At 41.2% G+C, this 16,447-nt stretch carries 17 protein-coding genes; all 17 read left to right on the forward strand.

Going from position 1 to position 16,447, the window contains the following annotated elements:
* Positions 1 to 80: 80 nt before the first annotated feature.
* The 17 genes from recJ to F602_RS0103050 all read left to right on the forward strand — a co-directional run bounded on the left by recJ (position 81) and on the right by F602_RS0103050 (position 16,437).
* Positions 81 to 2,279 (forward strand): single-stranded-DNA-specific exonuclease RecJ, encoded by a 2,199-nt coding sequence (recJ, locus tag F602_RS0102970; protein WP_018166473.1) that lies wholly within the window; start codon positions 81 to 83, stop codon positions 2,277 to 2,279.
* 206 nt (positions 2,280 to 2,485) lie between these two features.
* Entirely contained in the window at positions 2,486 to 3,004 is a 519-nt protein-coding gene (locus F602_RS0102975) for an adenine phosphoribosyltransferase (RefSeq protein WP_018166474.1), read from the forward strand.
* 121 nt (positions 3,005 to 3,125) lie between these two features.
* On the forward strand, positions 3,126 to 4,067 hold the full coding sequence (gene metA / locus F602_RS0102980) for a homoserine O-acetyltransferase MetA (protein WP_018166475.1): 942 nt from the start codon (positions 3,126 to 3,128) through the stop codon (positions 4,065 to 4,067).
* A gap of 8 nt (positions 4,068 to 4,075) precedes the next feature.
* Positions 4,076 to 4,750, forward strand: a complete 675-nt coding sequence (locus F602_RS0102985; protein WP_018166476.1) for a DnaD domain-containing protein — start codon at positions 4,076 to 4,078, stop codon at positions 4,748 to 4,750.
* A gap of 1 nt (position 4,751) precedes the next feature.
* Complete coding sequence (locus F602_RS0102990; RefSeq protein ID WP_018166477.1) at positions 4,752 to 5,447, forward strand: tRNA (adenine(22)-N(1))-methyltransferase; 696 nt, start codon at positions 4,752 to 4,754, stop codon at positions 5,445 to 5,447.
* Complete coding sequence (locus tag F602_RS0102995) at positions 5,425 to 6,219, forward strand: Nif3-like dinuclear metal center hexameric protein (RefSeq protein WP_018166478.1); 795 nt, start codon at positions 5,425 to 5,427, stop codon at positions 6,217 to 6,219. The genes F602_RS0102990 and F602_RS0102995 overlap by 23 nt, the downstream gene beginning before the upstream one ends.
* Before the next feature lie 48 nt (positions 6,220 to 6,267).
* A complete protein-coding gene (locus tag F602_RS0103000) occupies positions 6,268 to 7,092 on the forward strand; it encodes a ZIP family metal transporter (RefSeq protein WP_018166479.1) in 825 nt (274 codons plus the stop codon).
* Positions 7,093 to 7,435: 343 nt separating this feature from the next.
* Entirely contained in the window at positions 7,436 to 8,305 is an 870-nt protein-coding gene (rfbA, locus tag F602_RS0103005) for a glucose-1-phosphate thymidylyltransferase RfbA (protein WP_018166480.1), read from the forward strand.
* Positions 8,305 to 8,898, forward strand: a complete 594-nt coding sequence (locus F602_RS0103010) for a dTDP-4-dehydrorhamnose 3,5-epimerase family protein (RefSeq protein WP_018166481.1) — start codon at positions 8,305 to 8,307, stop codon at positions 8,896 to 8,898. The genes rfbA and F602_RS0103010 overlap by 1 nt, the downstream gene beginning before the upstream one ends.
* A 1-nt stretch (position 8,899) precedes the next feature.
* Entirely contained in the window at positions 8,900 to 9,394 is a 495-nt protein-coding gene (locus tag F602_RS0103015; RefSeq protein WP_018166482.1) for a nucleotidyltransferase family protein, read from the forward strand.
* 124 nt (positions 9,395 to 9,518) lie between these two features.
* Positions 9,519 to 10,559 carry a dTDP-glucose 4,6-dehydratase gene (gene rfbB, locus F602_RS0103020; RefSeq protein WP_018166483.1) on the forward strand — a complete coding sequence of 347 codons (1,041 nt, stop codon included), beginning with the start codon at positions 9,519 to 9,521 and terminating at the stop codon, positions 10,557 to 10,559.
* A 56-nt stretch (positions 10,560 to 10,615) separates the two neighbouring features.
* On the forward strand, positions 10,616 to 11,467 hold the full coding sequence (gene rfbD, locus F602_RS0103025; protein WP_018166484.1) for a dTDP-4-dehydrorhamnose reductase: 852 nt from the start codon (positions 10,616 to 10,618) through the stop codon (positions 11,465 to 11,467).
* A 117-nt stretch (positions 11,468 to 11,584) separates the two neighbouring features.
* Positions 11,585 to 12,199, forward strand: coding sequence for a TVP38/TMEM64 family protein (locus tag F602_RS0103030; protein ID WP_018166485.1), 615 nt, complete (start codon positions 11,585 to 11,587; stop codon positions 12,197 to 12,199).
* Positions 12,200 to 12,327: 128 nt separating this feature from the next.
* Complete coding sequence (gene cps2T, locus F602_RS0103035; protein WP_018166486.1) at positions 12,328 to 13,476, forward strand: beta 1-4 rhamnosyltransferase Cps2T; 1,149 nt, start codon at positions 12,328 to 12,330, stop codon at positions 13,474 to 13,476.
* Complete coding sequence (locus tag F602_RS0103040; RefSeq protein ID WP_018166487.1) at positions 13,473 to 14,408, forward strand: glycosyltransferase family 2 protein; 936 nt, start codon at positions 13,473 to 13,475, stop codon at positions 14,406 to 14,408. The genes cps2T and F602_RS0103040 overlap by 4 nt, the downstream gene beginning before the upstream one ends.
* Complete coding sequence (locus tag F602_RS0103045; RefSeq protein ID WP_018166488.1) at positions 14,405 to 15,211, forward strand: ABC transporter permease; 807 nt, start codon at positions 14,405 to 14,407, stop codon at positions 15,209 to 15,211. The genes F602_RS0103040 and F602_RS0103045 overlap by 4 nt, the downstream gene beginning before the upstream one ends.
* Positions 15,211 to 16,437 (forward strand): ABC transporter ATP-binding protein, encoded by a 1,227-nt coding sequence (locus F602_RS0103050; RefSeq protein ID WP_018166489.1) that lies wholly within the window; start codon positions 15,211 to 15,213, stop codon positions 16,435 to 16,437. Before F602_RS0103045 ends, F602_RS0103050 begins: the two co-directional genes overlap by 1 nt.
* The last annotated feature ends 10 nt before the right edge of the window (positions 16,438 to 16,447 follow it).

Genomic DNA, 16,447 nt, shown 5'->3' on the forward strand with positions numbered 1-16,447 from the left:
AAAAACAGACTGAACGGTCTGTTTTTTATTTGGTCATTTTCGTGATATAATAAGTGGTGACGTTTTAAAGGAGTAAGACTGTGATTAGATCAAAGTATAATTGGGAATTATTGCCTAGTTTTTCAGACCAAGCATTTGTAAAAGCTACCAAAAAAGAAGGATTGGATAGTTTAGCAACACAGATTTTGTATGAGAGAGGGATTCAGACGCCAGAAGCACTGAGCGCTTTTTTAAATCCCTCTTTAGAGCAACTTCACGACCCGTACTTGTTTCATGATATGGACAAGGCAGTCAAACGGATTCGTAGGGCTATTGAGGACAATGAACGGATTTTAATCTATGGGGACTACGATGCAGATGGTATGACTTCGGCTTCCATTTTAAAGGAGACTTTGGAAGAGTTGGGAGCAGAATATCAGGTTTATTTACCTAATCGTTTTACAGACGGCTATGGTCCTAATAAGTCAGTGTATAAATATTTTATTGAGCAGCAGCAGGTTTCTCTGATTGTCACAGTAGATAATGGAGTAGCAGGGCAAGAGGCCATTGCCTATGCTCAAGACATGGGGGTTGATGTTATCGTCACGGACCACCATTCCTTACCGGACCAATTACCAGATGCTTATGCTATTATTCATCCAGAGCATCCCGCAGGTGAGTATCCCTTCAAATATCTAGCTGGATGTGGTGTGGCTTTTAAGTTGGCTACAGCCTTATTAGAACAAATTCAACCAGAATTACTGGATTTGGTGGCTATCGGAACTATTGCGGATATGGTGTCCTTAACAGATGAAAACCGTATTATGGTACAATACGGTCTTGCTTTGTTACGCCAAAGTGAACGAATAGGTCTGCAGGAGTTGCTGAAATTGGCTGGTGTCGAGGCTAGCCAAGTCAATGAAGAAACAATTGGTTTTCAATTGGCTCCACGCCTCAATGCTTTAGGAAGACTAGACGACCCTAATCCAGCTATCGAACTGTTAACTGGCTTTGACGAGGAAGAAGTGGCGGATATTGCAGCCATGATTGATGACAAGAATACTGAGCGAAAGCATGTGGTTCAAACCATTTACGAAGAAGCTAAAGTCATGATTAAGCCGGACAGTCCTGTTCAGGTGTTGGCAGCCGAAGGTTGGAATCCAGGCGTCTTGGGAATTGTGGCAGGTCGACTCTTGGAAGAATTGCAACAGCCTGTCATTGTTTTATCCATCCAGGATGGTTTGGCCAAAGGCTCAGCACGTTCTGTAGAAGGACTTGATATATTTCAAGCTCTTAATAGCGGTCGAGAACTGTTTGAAGCCTTTGGTGGTCATAGTGGAGCAGCTGGTCTAACCGTGAAAGTGGAAAATCTAGAATCCTTATCTGAGTTGTTAGTGGCATTTATTCAAAAATATCAGCTAGATTTGACTCAAAAACCTACATTGATTCTTGATGAAGAGTTGGATTTGGCAGATTTGACACTAGAGACTGTCAAATCTTTAGAAAAATTAGCTCCGTTTGGAATGAACTTTTCTAAACCGACTTTTTATCTCAGAGATTTTCAGGTAGAATCTGTTCGTACGATGGGTCAGGACAATGCCCATCTTAAACTTCGTATCCAAAAAGATGCTGTCAGTGTAGATGTTCTGGCCTTTGGTCAAGGAGCATTGGCTCAAGAATTTGCTCAAGTGAAGCATCTCGAGCTAGCTGTTCAGCTCTCTGTCAACCAGTGGAACGGCAATACGACGCTTCAATTGATGTTAGTGGATGCACGTGTTCAGGGGGTGCAGCTCTTTGATATTCGGGCCAAGCATCACCCGCTACCCGAAGCAGTACCTATTTTGTCTGCTAAAGTTGAGAGCGCGAGTGTGGTTCTACTAGATATACCTGATAATCCCCAAGAGTTGCAGACATTATTTGCTCATCAAGACTTTGAGGCAATCTATTTCAAAAATCAAATTAAAAAAGAATACTATCTGACAGGTTACGGTAGTCGTGAGCAGTTTGCTAAGTTTTATAAGGCTATCTACCAATTCCCTGAATTTGATGTCCGCTATAAGCTCAAAGAGTTGGCAACTTATCTCAATATCCCCTATATTTTATTGATTAAAATGGTTCAGATTTTTCAGGAGCTAGAGTTTGTAACCATCGCTGATGGTATCATGACAGTCAACAAAGAAGCCCCCAAACGAGAGATTGCAGAGAGCCAAATTTATCAAGACTTAAAAAAGACAGTCCAATTTCAGGAACTGATGGCTCTGGGTACTCCACAGGAAATCTATGATTGGCTGACCAAGTAAATTTTTAGAAGAACAAATAAGAACTGACTCATTTTTTCCAGAAATGGTTTTTAATGTCGATTGAGGTTGTTGAAATCGAATGATAACAGAACCTAGGTCTCTTTGTTGTTGAAGGAAGAATCAAAATAAGGGAAGGCCATATTTTACCAAATACCAATTTCGTGGTATAATGAGGAATGTATTAAAAAAGTTAAAGTGAGAATAGAATGAACTTAGAAAACTATATTGCGTCCATTGAAAACTATCCACAAGAAGGCATTACCTTCCGCGACATCTCGCCTTTGATGGCTGACGGCAATGCTTATAGCTATGCCATTCGTGACATTGTCCAGTATGCAACCAATAAGCAAATTGATATGATTGTTGGTCCAGAAGCGCGTGGGTTTATCGTCGGCTGTCCAGTTGCTTTTGAGTTGGGAATCGGTTTTGCCCCTGTCCGCAAACCTGGAAAATTGCCACGTGAGGTGATTTCAGCGGACTACGAAAAAGAATATGGTGTAGATACCTTAACCATGCATGCGGATGCGATCAAACCTGGTCAACGTGTCCTTATCGTAGATGATCTCTTGGCAACGGGTGGTACGGTGAAAGCTACAATTGAAATGATTGAGCGTCTAGGTGGCGTAGTAGCTGGTTGTGCCTTTCTGATTGAGCTAGATGGTCTAGGGGGTCGCGAGACTGTCGGAGACTATGATATGAAGGTCTTGATGAACTTCCCAGGATAGAGATATGCTGAAAAGTGATATAGCTTTCGACTATAGCCTGTCCTAGTTTCTAACACATTGAAAAGACATCTTTCCTACTGTATAATGAAGTTATACTTATGAAATGAATGGGGGATCGTCTATGCCAATCAAAATTCAGAAATCTTTGCCTGCAGTAGATATCTTGCGGACAGAGAATATTTTTGTGATGGATGATAGCCGCGCTCAGCATCAGGATATCCGCCCCCTTAATATTCTCATTCTCAACCTCATGCCGCAAAAAATTGTGACAGAAACTCAGCTTCTACGGCATTTGGCCAATACTCCTTTACAGTTAGAAGTTGAGTTTTTGTATATGGCTAGTCATCGCTCTAAAAATACCCATGAAGGGCATATGGAGCAGTTTTATAAGACTTTTGCTGAAGTTAAGGAAAGGTTTTTCGATGGTCTTATCATTACAGGAGCACCAGTAGAGAATCTTCCTTTTGAGGAGGTTGATTATTGGCAGGAATTGGTTGATGTTTTAGACTGGTCCAAAGAACATGTTTATTCCACCCTCCATATCTGTTGGGGGGCTCAAGCAGGCTTGTATGCCCGCTATGGTATCCGCAAGCACAGCTTAGTAGACAAGTTATCTGGTGTTTACAAGCAAGATGTAATCAAGAAAGACAGTCCTCTTATGAGAGGATTTGATGATGAGTTTTCAGCTCCTCATTCTCGTTATACAGAGGTCAGAACAGAAGATCTCTCACCAGTCAGCCAGCTAGAAGTCTTGTCTAGTGGCAAAGAAGTTGGTTTGTCTATTTTAGCTAGTAAGGACATGCGCGAGGTCTATAGTTTTGGTCATCTAGAATATGAGCGAGATACTTTGGCGAAGGAGTACTATCGCGATGTGGAGGCAGGTCTAGACCCTCACCTTCCAAAACATTATTTTAAGAATAACGACCCAAGCCAAACACCACCTTTGACTTGGAATCTGCCAGCAGCCCAATTTTTCAATAACTGGATTAATTATGCAGTGTATCAAGAAACTCCTTATGATTGGAATATGGTGGAACTCTCTTCCTTATCTGCGAGTTTATAAGAGGAACTATGAAACTTTCACAACAATATCAGTCTGGCAACTTGGTCTTACCAAGTGCTTTGCTATTTCATTTTAAGGACTTATTTCCATCAGCTGATGATTTTTTAGTTTGGCAATTTTTCTTTTTCCAAAATACGAGTAAAATGGATGAAATAGCTTCAAGCCAGATTTCACAAGCTATTGGTAAAAGCATCTCCGAAGTTAATCGTTCGATTGAGAGTTTACAGGAGGCCGGTTTGCTTCAGTTTAAGACTATTGAGTTAGCTGGTGAAATCGAGATGATTTGTAATGCTTGGCCGGCTCTTGAAAAACTAGATGAGCTTTTGCAGCCAGCACCAGCAGAAAAACCTCTATCAGAACCCAATGATTTCAAGATTCTGGTGGGAGAGTTTGAGCGTGAGCTAGGTCGCCTGTTGTCCCCTTTTGAGATTGAAGATTTGCAAAAGACTATTCAGGAAGATAAGACCTCTGTCGATTTGGTTCGTACAGCTCTGCGTGAAGCTGTCTTTAACAATAAGACCAATTGGCGCTATATTCAAGCTATCCTGCGCAACTGGCGTCGCGAAGGGATTACAACTACCAGCCAGGTTGAAGCCAAACAGGTTGACCGTGAATCTCAGCAGGCGAAAACAGTCCAAGTATCCCAAGATTTTAAGGATGCTATGAATCTCTGGAAAGACTAAGATGGAAACAAAATTATCAAAACGTTTAGCAGCTGTGGCAGCTTACGTTCCTAAGAACAGCCGCCTAGCAGATGTGGGGAGTGACCATGCTTACCTCCCTCTTTTTTTAGTAGAAAAAGGTCATATTGACTTTGCTGTAGCTGGTGAAGTGGTTCAAGGTCCATATCAGTCAGCTTTAGCCAATGTTACTCAAGCTAGTAAGCAGGAGCAAATTCAGGTTCGTCTTGCTAATGGACTGGCTGCTATCGACAGCTCAGATCAAATTGATACCATAACCATTGCTGGTATGGGTGGCCGCTTGATTGCAGATATTTTAAGCGCTGGTATGGATAAATTAGCCAATGTTCAACGCTTGATTTTGCAGCCCAATAACCGTGAGGATGAGCTCCGTATCTGGTTGGAGGAAAATGGTTTTCAGATTGTGGCCGAAGAAATAGTTGTAGAAAACCAAAAATTTTATGAGATTCTGGTGGTTGAACAAGGTCAGATGACTCTGAACCAGTTGGAGAAGCGCTTTGGTCCTTATTTGATGCAAGAAAAGTCGGCAGATTTTATTGCCAAATGGCAAAATGAAGCTAGGAAACTGAGCCAGTCCCTAGAAAAAGTTCCGTCAGACCATCAGGATGATATAACTTTACTGCGGGAAAAAATCAAGGCTATCAAGGAGGTTTTAGATGTTAGCTCGTCAAGTGATTGATCGTTACCAGGTCTTTTGCCCACCTCATCTATCTATGGAGGGAGATGTGTCGGGCCTACAAATTGGTACTCTCAACAAAGATATCAAACGAGTGATGGTGGCCCTTGATATTCGAGAAACCACAGTGGCAGAAGCTATTGATAAAGAAGTGGACTTGATCATTGTCAAGCATGCTCCTATTTTTCGTCCCTTGAAAAACTTGGTAGCAGACGACTTGCAAACCCAAATCTACCTCAACCTAGTGAAGCATGATATTGCTGTCTATGTTAGCCATACAGATATTGATATTGTAGAAGGTGGTCTCAATGATTGGTTCTGTCAGATGCTAGATATTGAAAATACAGAGATTCTTCATGAAACAACTCCAGGCTACGGTCTAGGAAGAGTAGGGACTGTTGAGGAGCAGACCTTGGAGGAATTGGCAGGTAAGGTCAAGTCTGTCTTTGGGCTGGATAGTGTTCGGTTGGTGACTTATGCTCATCAGGCTCATCAGTATGTCAATCGAGTGGCCATCTGCGGTGGCTCTGGCGATGATTTTTACAAAGATGCTCTGGAAAAGGGAGCAGATGTGTATATTACTGGAGATATTTACTACCATACTGGGCAGGAAATGCTGACACATGGTCTTCTAGCTATTGATCCTGGGCATCATATTGAAGTATTGTTTGTAAAGAAAATAGCAGAAAAATTACAAAACTGGAAAGCAGAAAACAACTGGGATGTTGAAATTTTGGCTTCCACCGTCTCAACAAATCCCTTCAGACACCTGTAAGATTGAGTGTGCTAAAAATAAAAATGAGAAAGAAAGTGAGGAAGAAGTATGTCATGGTTTGCGGAGCAGTCCGTCGTCTTACAAGCTTTTTTAGCTGGACTGTTTACCTGGACTTGTACCATTGTGGGCTCAGGCATCGTCTTCTTTTTTAAATCTGTCAATCGAAAATTATTGGATACCATGCAAGGCTTTGCAGCAGGTGTTATGATTGCAGCTTCTTTTTGGTCGCTTCTAGCACCGTCTATCTCCTATGCGGAGGCTAGCTATGGAATTTGGTCTTGGGTTCCAGCGACAGTTGGCTTTCTACTGGGGGGTTATTTTCTACGCTTTATTGATGCTATTATTCCCCACCTGCACTTAGGTAATGATGTAACCAAGGCCGAAGGAGGGAGCAAGGAAGAGCGCAAGCGCTTATCTAAGACAGCTCTATTATTTTTAGCTATCACTATTCACAATATTCCAGAGGGTTTAGCAGTTGGAGTGACTTTTGGTGCCTTAGTGAATAATTACAGCCAAGCTGCCTACTTCGGTGCTTTGGGCTTGGCGCTAGGAATTGGCTTGCAGAATATCCCAGAAGGTTCTGCTCTATCGATACCCATTCGAACGGATGGTAAAACCCGTAAGCAGGCCTTTTTCTGGGGGGCTATGTCGGCTATTGTTGAGCCGATAGCCGCAGTTATTGGAGCAGTTGCAGTTATTTATATGACGCCGATTTTACCCTACGCTCTTTCTTTTGCTGCAGGAGCTATGATTTTTGTAGTAGTTGAAGAACTGATTCCAGAATCTCAGACAAATGGCAACACAGACCGAGCAACTCTTGGACTGATGATGGGCTTTGTCATTATGATGATTTTGGATGTGGCATTGGGATAGGTTGTGCTTTAGACAGGTACTTCGCTAAGCCACTTTTTGGCCAAAAAATAAAGGATGCTAAGGGAGAGGCAGGGTATTAGAAATGTCGGACGAAACAGATTGAGATCGCAGTTTGGATGTCTGGTTTATACGAAGCCTTCACTCGTGAAGGTGTGTTGACTCTCTCGAAATGTTAGAATCAAGCATCAAAGCATCGATTTTACGCTTATATATTGATATGGAGAAACAGGATAAATTAGTAAAAATGAGGAGGGAACTCCTCATTTTTTACGCTGACTGCAAGATGACATCATGTTTAAAGTATGGTATAATGGAGTGATTATAATAATGGAAGGTATCATTTATGAAAGGTATTATTCTAGCAGGTGGTTCAGGTACTCGTTTGTACCCCCTCACACGCGCTGCTTCAAAACAACTCATGCCTATTTATGACAAGCCGATGATTTATTATCCGCTGTCTATTTTGATGTTGGCAGGTATCAAAGAGATTCTGATTATATCCACTCCTCAAGATTTACCACGTTTTAAGGAGATGTTGGGAGAGGGTTCTGAACTAGGGATTTCCCTTTCTTATGCAGAACAACCAAGTCCAGACGGTTTGGCTCAAGCCTTTATCATTGGTGAGGAATTTATCGGTGATGACAATGTTGCGCTGGTTCTTGGAGATAATATCTTCCATGGAAATGGGTTGACTAAGATGTTGCAACGAGCTTCTGCTAAGGAAAAGGGAGCAACTGTATTTGGTTACCAAGTCAAAGACCCTGAGCGTTTTGGTGTAGTGGAGTTTGACGAAAATATGAATGCCGTCTCCATCGAAGAAAAACCTGATATTCCAAAGTCAAACTTTGCTGTTACAGGCTTGTATTTCTACGATAACGATGTGGTCGAAATTGCAAAAAATATCAAACCATCGCCTCGTGGTGAATTGGAAATTACGGATGTTAACAAAGCCTATTTAGAGCGCGGTGATTTGTCCGTTGAGTTGATGGGACGTGGTTTTGCTTGGTTGGATACAGGAACTCACGAAAGCCTTCTGGAGGCCGCTCAGTATATTGAAACCGTTCAACGGCTGCAAAATGTCCAAGTTGCTAACCTAGAAGAAATTGCCTACCGTATGGGTTATATCACTAAAGAACAGGTGTATGATTTGGCACAACCTTTGAAGAAAAATGAATACGGACAATACTTGCTCCGTTTGATTGGAGAAGTTTAATGACTGAACAATTTTTTGACAAAACATTAGCTGCCCGTAAGATTGATGCCATTCCTGGAATGTTGGAATTTGATATTCCTGTTCGTGGGGATAACCGTGGCTGGTTTAAAGAAAATTTTCAAAAGGAAAAAATGTTGCCACTTGGCTTTCCAGAATCTTTCTTTGCTGAAGGTAAGTTACAAAATAATGTCAGTTTTTCTCGCAAGCATGTTCTTCGTGGTCTCCATGCAGAACCTTGGGACAAGTACATTTCTGTAGCAGATGAAGGTAAGGTTCTTGGTTCATGGGTAGATCTTCGTGAAGGCGAAAGTTTTGGCAATGTTTACCAAACAGTGATTGATGCTTCAAAAGGTATTTTTGTTCCTCGCGGGGTGGCTAACGGCTTCCAAGTGTTATCAGATAAAGTCGCATACAGCTATCTGGTCAATGATTACTGGGCCTTAGAACTCAAACCCAAATATGCCTTTGTCAACTATGCTGATCCAGCACTTGGTATTGAGTGGGAGAACCTAGATGAAGCAGAAGTTTCGGAAGCTGATAAAAATCATCCACTTCTCAAAGATGTCAAACCGTTGACGAAGGAAGATTTGTAATATGTATCAGGTATTTTTAGAGATTGCTAACGAACTCAATGACATAGGCATTACTCCTTTGTTGATGGGTTCTGTAGGATTAGAGAGGCGAACCGGCCGAGATTGGCAAGCAGGAGACATAGACATCCATGTTCCTAGTGACCCAAGAGGTTGGGCAGCACCAGATGAGGGGCGGATTTATCATTTTAACGAACTAAACGCTATCATGGAAAAACTAGGATTTCAACTAGTTGACCGCCATGAACATGAGTTTCAAAGAAATGGGCTATCTGTAGAGTTTGGTGGTCTGCACTCCTTACCAAGTTTTGCTGGAGTAGCCTTGGATGAGCTAGAAGAAGTGGTAGACCAAGGTGTCCATTACTATCTTCCCAACCTTGAACAATATCTAAAAATCTACCAAGCTTCTTCAAAAGACTCCTACCGAGCAGAAAATAACAATCGAAAAGATTTTGCAAAGATTGATTACTTAGCAGAGATTCTGAAGTATTCAAACTAGTAGAAAAAGACCAGTAAAGCAAGTCTATTTCTGCGTATCACCACCGTAGTGAACATCTCTTTGTTTGTGAAACTGCTACTCAAAGTGATACACAAAAAGAAAAAATTCGGAGAAAAAATAAAACATGTATAAACATATCATCGTCACCGGTGGCGCAGGTTTCATCGGTTCAAATTTCGTACATTATGTCTATAATAACCATCCAGATGTGCATGTGACGGTTTTGGACAAACTCACTTATGCAGGAAACAAGGCCAACATTGAAGCCATTCTTGGTGACCGTGTTGAGTTGGTAGTCGGCGATATTGCAGATGCGGAATTGGTAGACAAATTGGCTGCCAAGGCGGATGCAATCGTCCATTATGCGGCAGAAAGCCATAATGACAACTCCCTCAACGACCCTTCTCCTTTTGTCCACACCAACTTTATCGGTACCTACACTTTGCTAGAAGCTGCTCGTAAATATGATATCCGTTTCCACCATGTGTCAACGGATGAAGTTTATGGTGATCTTCCTTTGCGTGAGGATTTGCCAGGACATGGTGAAGGTCCAGGTGAGAAATTTACTGCTGAAACCAACTATAACCCTTCATCGCCTTATTCTTCCACTAAGGCAGCGTCAGACTTGATTGTCAAGGCATGGGTTCGGTCTTTTGGTGTCAAAGCGACTATCTCAAATTGTTCAAATAACTACGGTCCGTACCAACACATCGAGAAATTCATTCCGCGTCAAATCACCAATATCCTATCAGGAATCAAGCCAAAACTCTATGGAGAAGGTAAGAATGTCCGTGACTGGATCCATACGAATGACCACTCAACAGGTGTTTGGGCAATTTTGACAAAAGGTAAAATGGGAGAAACCTATCTCATCGGAGCTGATGGTGAGAAGAACAATAAAGAAGTGTTGGAGTTGATTCTTGAAAAAATGGGTCAACCGGCAGATGCTTACGATCATGTAACGGACCGTGCTGGTCACGATCTGCGCTATGCTATTGATTCAACTAAACTCCGTGAAGAACTGGGCTGGGAGCCACAATTTACCAACTTTGAGCAAGGTTTACAAGAAACCATCAACTGGTACACCGAAAATCAAGATTGGTGGAAGGCTGACAAAGAAGCTGTCGAAGCCAACTATGCCAAGACACAAGAAGTAATCAAGTAAATATATGGATAAGGCTGAACATATTGCTCAGCCTTTCTTAAAGTGAAGGAGTCAAGATGATTTTAATTACAGGTGCAAACGGCCAACTGGGAACTGAGCTACGTTATCTTTTGGATGAACGCGGTATTGAATACGTTGCTGCTGATGTTGCCGAAATGGATATCACAGATGCAGCTAAGGTGGATGCTTTCTTTGCAGAAGTGAAACCTAGCATTGTATATCACTGTGCGGCTTATACAGCAGTGGATGCAGCTGAAGATGAGGGCAAGGAACTAAACTATAAAATAAATGTAACAGGTACTGAAAATGTAGCGAAAGCCGCTGCTACATATGACGCTACTCTGGTATACATTTCAACCGACTACGTTTTTGAGGGTCAAAAACCTGTTGGTCTGGAATTGGAAGTTGATGAGCCAGCCAATCCACAGACGGAGTACGGCCGTACCAAACGTCTGGGAGAAGAAGCTGTGGAAAAATACACTGAAAAGTTCTACACAGTTCGAACTGCTTGGGTCTTTGGAAATTACGGTAAAAACTTTGTCTTCACTATGCAAAATCTGGCAGAGACTCGTGACACTCTGGGTGTTGTCAATGATCAGTTTGGTCGTCCAACTTGGACTCGTACCCTAGCAGAATTTATGACTTATTTGGTGGATACCAAACAAGAATTTGGCTACTATCATTTGTCAAATGACTCAGAAAAAGGAATCTCATGGTATGATTTTGCCAAAGAAATCTTGAAAGGCAAGTCTGTAACGGTTAACCCAGTCTCATCAGACCAATTCCCTGCTAAGGCAAAACGTCCTCTTAACTCAACCATGAGCTTGGCGAAATCAAAAGCAACTGGCTTTGTTATTCCAACTTGGCAAGAGGCCCTAGAAGCTTTTTACAAGCAAGGAAAAAAATAAATATCTAGTAGAAGGCGTGAGCCTTCTTTTTTTGCTATAATGAAAAATCATACCTCAGACTTATGTTTTTGTGCTAATAAAACGATACAATAGAGCTAAATCAAGGAGGTAAAAGTAGTGGTACTGAGATTCCCTTTTAAACTAACCAATAAACAATGGATACAACTCGTGACAGTCTTGGGGATTTTATTCTCCATTTGGATGGCTATTTACATCAAAATGCATCCTAGTGTATTTGCTGTGGGTGGTCGTTTCCAGTCTTTTTTAAAAGCTTTGGGAATATTTGGACCTATTCTTTTCATTTGTATTCAAGTCATTCAAGTGCTATATCCTGTTATTCCAGGTGGTTTAACCTGTGTAGTTGGTCATGTACTCTTTGGACCGCTCATAGGCTTTGTTTACAATACGACTGGTATCTTTCTCGGCTCTATTATTGCCTTTCTTCTGGCACGACGCTATGGTCAGGTTTTTGTCCAGTCTTTTGTATCAGAGTCTATCTATGATAAGTATATTGTTTATTTGGATAAGGGAAAAATGTTTGAACGTTTTTTGGCAACCGCTTTTATCTTACCAGGCTTTCCAGATGATTTTCTTTGTATGGTAGCTGGAATGAGCAAGATGTCCCTTAGGAGATTTATCTATATAACTCTTCTGACCAAGCCAGCGACTCTCTATCTCTACACAGTTCTTAGTTACAATGGACTCCAGATGCTCAACCAATTCTTTTCTTAAAATAGTGGTGAAACGATACTTGTTTTATCAGCTACAAGGGTGGATTTCTATCTGCCCTTTTTCCATGAATTCTCTAGCTTTTTATGGTATAATAGCCTGATTAGACATTTTAGAAAACAGAAGAAAACATGAAACACATTTTTATTATTGGTAGCCGAGGATTACCAGCTAAATATGGTGGTTTTGAGACCTTTGTTAATGAATTGGTATCCCATCAAGTATCGGATGATTTACAGTATCATGTAGCTTGTTTATCAGATGATAGCCACCATCAGCACTCTAACTACAAACAAGTAGATTGTTTCACCATCAATCCGCCCAAACTGGGACCAGCTCGGGTTATCGCATATGATATGATGGCTATTTCTTATGCCCTTAAGTGGATTAAAAAAGAAGGTATTCAAAAGCCTATTTTCTATATCTTGGGCAATACTATTGGGGCTTTCATTGCGCCTTTTGCACATCAAATACATAAAATTGGTGGTCAGCTCTTTATCAATCCTGATGGTTTAGAATGGAAACGCTCTAAGTGGAGCAAACCCGTACAAGCCTATCTCAAGTATTCAGAGAAAGTGATGACCAAATATGCAGACTTGGTTATCTCGGATAATGAGGGGATTGAGACTTATATAAAAGAAAGTTATCCTTGGTCTAAAACAACCTTTATCGCCTATGGAACAGACCTAACCCCAACCGGTTTTACCAAAGATAGTGAACCAGTTCGTACTTTCTTCGATCAATGGAATATTGAGGAAAAAGGTTATTACCTGATAATTGGTCGCTTTGTTCCTGAAAATAATTACGCAGCAGCTATTCGTGAGTTTATGGCTTCAGATACCAAACGAGATTTGGTTATCGTCTGTAACTATCAAGGTTCTGGCTACTTTGAGCAATTGCGAAAAGAAACGCAGTTTGACAAGGATAGACGGATCAAATTTGTCGGTACAGTTTATGATAAGGATATGCTCAAGTATCTTCGACAGGAATGTCGAGCCTATATTCATGGCCATGAGGTAGGGGGAACCAATCCCAGTCTTTTGGAAGCCCTAGCACAGACCAATGAAAACTTAGTGTTGGGAGTGGATTTTAATCGTAAGGTGGCTCTCAATACGGTGCATTATTGGCTCAAGGAATCAGGGAGTTTGGCACGTTTGATCAATCAGATAGATAATCAGCCAGAAGCGCTTGAGCTAGGTCAAGCTGCCAAAAAACACATGCAAACATACTACACATGGGAGGAAATTGTCCGTCAATACGAGGACTTGTTTTTGAAATGAAGGTAAATATTCTTCTGTCCACTTACAATGGTGAGCAGTTTTTAGCGGAACAAATTCAAAGCATTCAAGAACAGACGGTTCAAGACTGGAAGCTCCTGATTCGTGACGATGGCTCTTCGGATAAGACGCAGGACATCATCTCCGCATTTGTAGCTCAGGACAATCGGATTCATTGGGTCAACCAAGAAGATACAAGGAATCTGGGCGTCATCAAGAGCTTTCATAACCTTGTTCAGCAGGAAGAGGCCGATGTCTATTTTTTCAGCGATCAGGACGACATATGGTTGCCAAACAAACTAGAACTTTCTTTGTTAGAAGCTCAAAAATATCCATCGGACATGCCTCTCATGGTTTATATGGATTTGATGGTGGTCAATCAAGAGCTTCAAGTCTTATCAGAGAGTATGATTCGCAGTCAATCTGGACATGCCAACACTGAGCTAGTTCAGGAATTAACAGAAAATACAGTAACAGGTGGAGTGGCCATGATCAATCATGCCCTTGCCCAACTCTGGACTCAGACAGAAGATATCCTGATGCACGACTGGTACTTGGCCCTCTTGGCAACATCCTTTGGGAAATTAGTCTATGTTGACCAGCCTGGGGAGCTTTACCGCCAACACGACAATAATGTTCTGGGAGCTAGGACTTGGTCCAAACGTTTCAAGAAATGGCTACGCCCAAATCTGCTCTTTTCGATGTATTGGGAATTAATAACAAATAGTCAAAAACAAGCAGCCTTCCTGTTAGATATGCCCTTGCCTGCTGACAAGAGAGAATTGGTTTCAGCTTTTGTGACCATCATGGACCAACCTGTACTTGAGCGTTGGCGAATTCTCAGACAGTATGGGCTAAGAAAAAATAAGGCCTTTCATACTCTTGTTTTTACCACACTTATTATTAGCAAATTTGCTTATAGGAGAACACAATGAACTTTTTCAGTAAGGAAAATCGTATCTTACTTAGAGAAATGATAAAAACCGATTTCAAGTTGCGCTATCAAGGTAGCCTCATCGGGCATCTCTGGTCTATTTTAAAGCCCATGATGCTCTTTACCATCATGTATGCTGTATTTATTCGCTTTTTGAGGATTGATGATGGGACCCCTCATACTGCTATTGGAGTTCTTTTTTCCATGGTGACCTGGAATTTCTTTGCTGAAGCAACCAATATGGGCATGCTATCCATTGTCACTCGAGGTGATTTGCTGCGCAAACTCAATTTTTCGAAGGAAATTATTGTTATTTCATCCGTTGCGGGTGCAGGAATCAACTATTCTATTAACTTGCTAGTTGTTCTGACGTTTGCTCTAATCAACGGGGTTCCTCTAAGTGTCAATTTTTTGATTTTGATTCCTCTTTTTGTAGAGTTAGTCTTGTTGGCATCGGGGATTGCTTTTATTCTATCCAGTCTCTTTGTTAAATACCGTGACATCGGACCAATATGGGAAGTCATGATGCAGGCTGGGATGTATGGAACACCGATTATCTATTCGTTGACCTATATTTTACAAAAGGGTCAGATTACAATAGCCAAGGTTTTGATGCTGAATCCAATGGCACAAATTGTACAAGATATTCGTCACTTCATTGTTTTTGATGGCAATATTCGGGGATGGGATTTGATTAATAATAAGCTAATTGCTGTTATTCCATACGTTTTACCAATCTTTATTTTTATGATTGGACTTGCTATCTTTAAGAAAAACGCTAAGTACTTTGCGGAGATTTTATAATGTCAGATAAAAAAATTGCAGTAAAGGTTGATCATGTCAGCAAGTTTTTTAAGTTGCCAACTGAAGCAACTAAAAGTTTGCGAACAAGCCTAGTCAATCGATTCAAGGGAGTTAAGGGTTACAAAGAACAGCATGTGTTGAAGGATATTTCCTTTGAAGTCGAAGAGGGAGATTTCTTCGGTATTCTAGGAAGAAATGGTTCTGGTAAGTCCACTCTCCTCAAAATCATCTCTCAAATCTATGTTCCTGAAAAAGGTTCTGTGACTGTCAACGGGAAATTGGTTTCCTTTATCGAGCTTGGGGTTGGTTTCAATCCAGAATTGACTGGCCGCGAAAATGTTTATATGAATGGTGCGATGCTCGGTTTTACTACTGAGGAGATCGATGCTATGTATGATGATATAGTTGATTTCGCTGAGCTAAAAGAGTTTATGAACCAAAAGCTGAAGAATTATTCAAGTGGTATGCAGGTTCGTCTAGCTTTCTCTGTTGCAATCAAAGCGCAGGGGGATATTTTGATTTTGGATGAGGTTCTTGCTGTCGGGGATGAAGCCTTTCAGCGCAAATGTAATGATTATTTTATGGAGCGCAAGAAGAGTGGTAAGACTACTATCCTAGTGACCCATGATATGGGGGCGGTCAAAAAGTATTGTAACAAGGCTGTCTTGATTGAGCATGGTTTGGTCAAGGCCATTGGTAATCCAGAAAATGTGGCTAACCAGTACAGTTTTGACAATACTGCACCTCTGCATCAGGATGCTACTGAAGAAGGTCAACATGCAGTAGAATCACAAGAAGAGGTTGTTCGTGTTGAAAATTTCAAATTGCAGCTATTGACACCCAACCAGATTAGTCCAGCAGATGAGATTCGCTTCCAGATGGATTTTGATGTTTTGGAAGATATAGAGACTTATATTGCTTTATCTTTGACCGATATTGACCGTAATATCTGGATTTACAATGACAATTCCATGGATACTAAGATGAGTGGAAAGGGTCATAAGACGGTCCATTATACCTGCTCTTTGCCAAATGTCAATGACTTGAAGATGAAGCTGGAAGTGACAGTGCGGGATAAGGATGGGCAAATGTTGGCTTTTTCAGATGCGACTCAAACACCGATTATTTTTGTCAATCGTCAGGACATTGCTCCAGATGATACATCTGCCTTGGATTCGGCTAGCGGTTTGATTCAACGTAATGGTCATTGGACAATGGAAGACTAGTGAAAGGATA

Source organism: Streptococcus minor DSM 17118 (assembly GCF_000377005.1).
GTDB classification, from domain to species: Bacteria; Bacillota; Bacilli; order Lactobacillales; family Streptococcaceae; genus Streptococcus; species Streptococcus minor.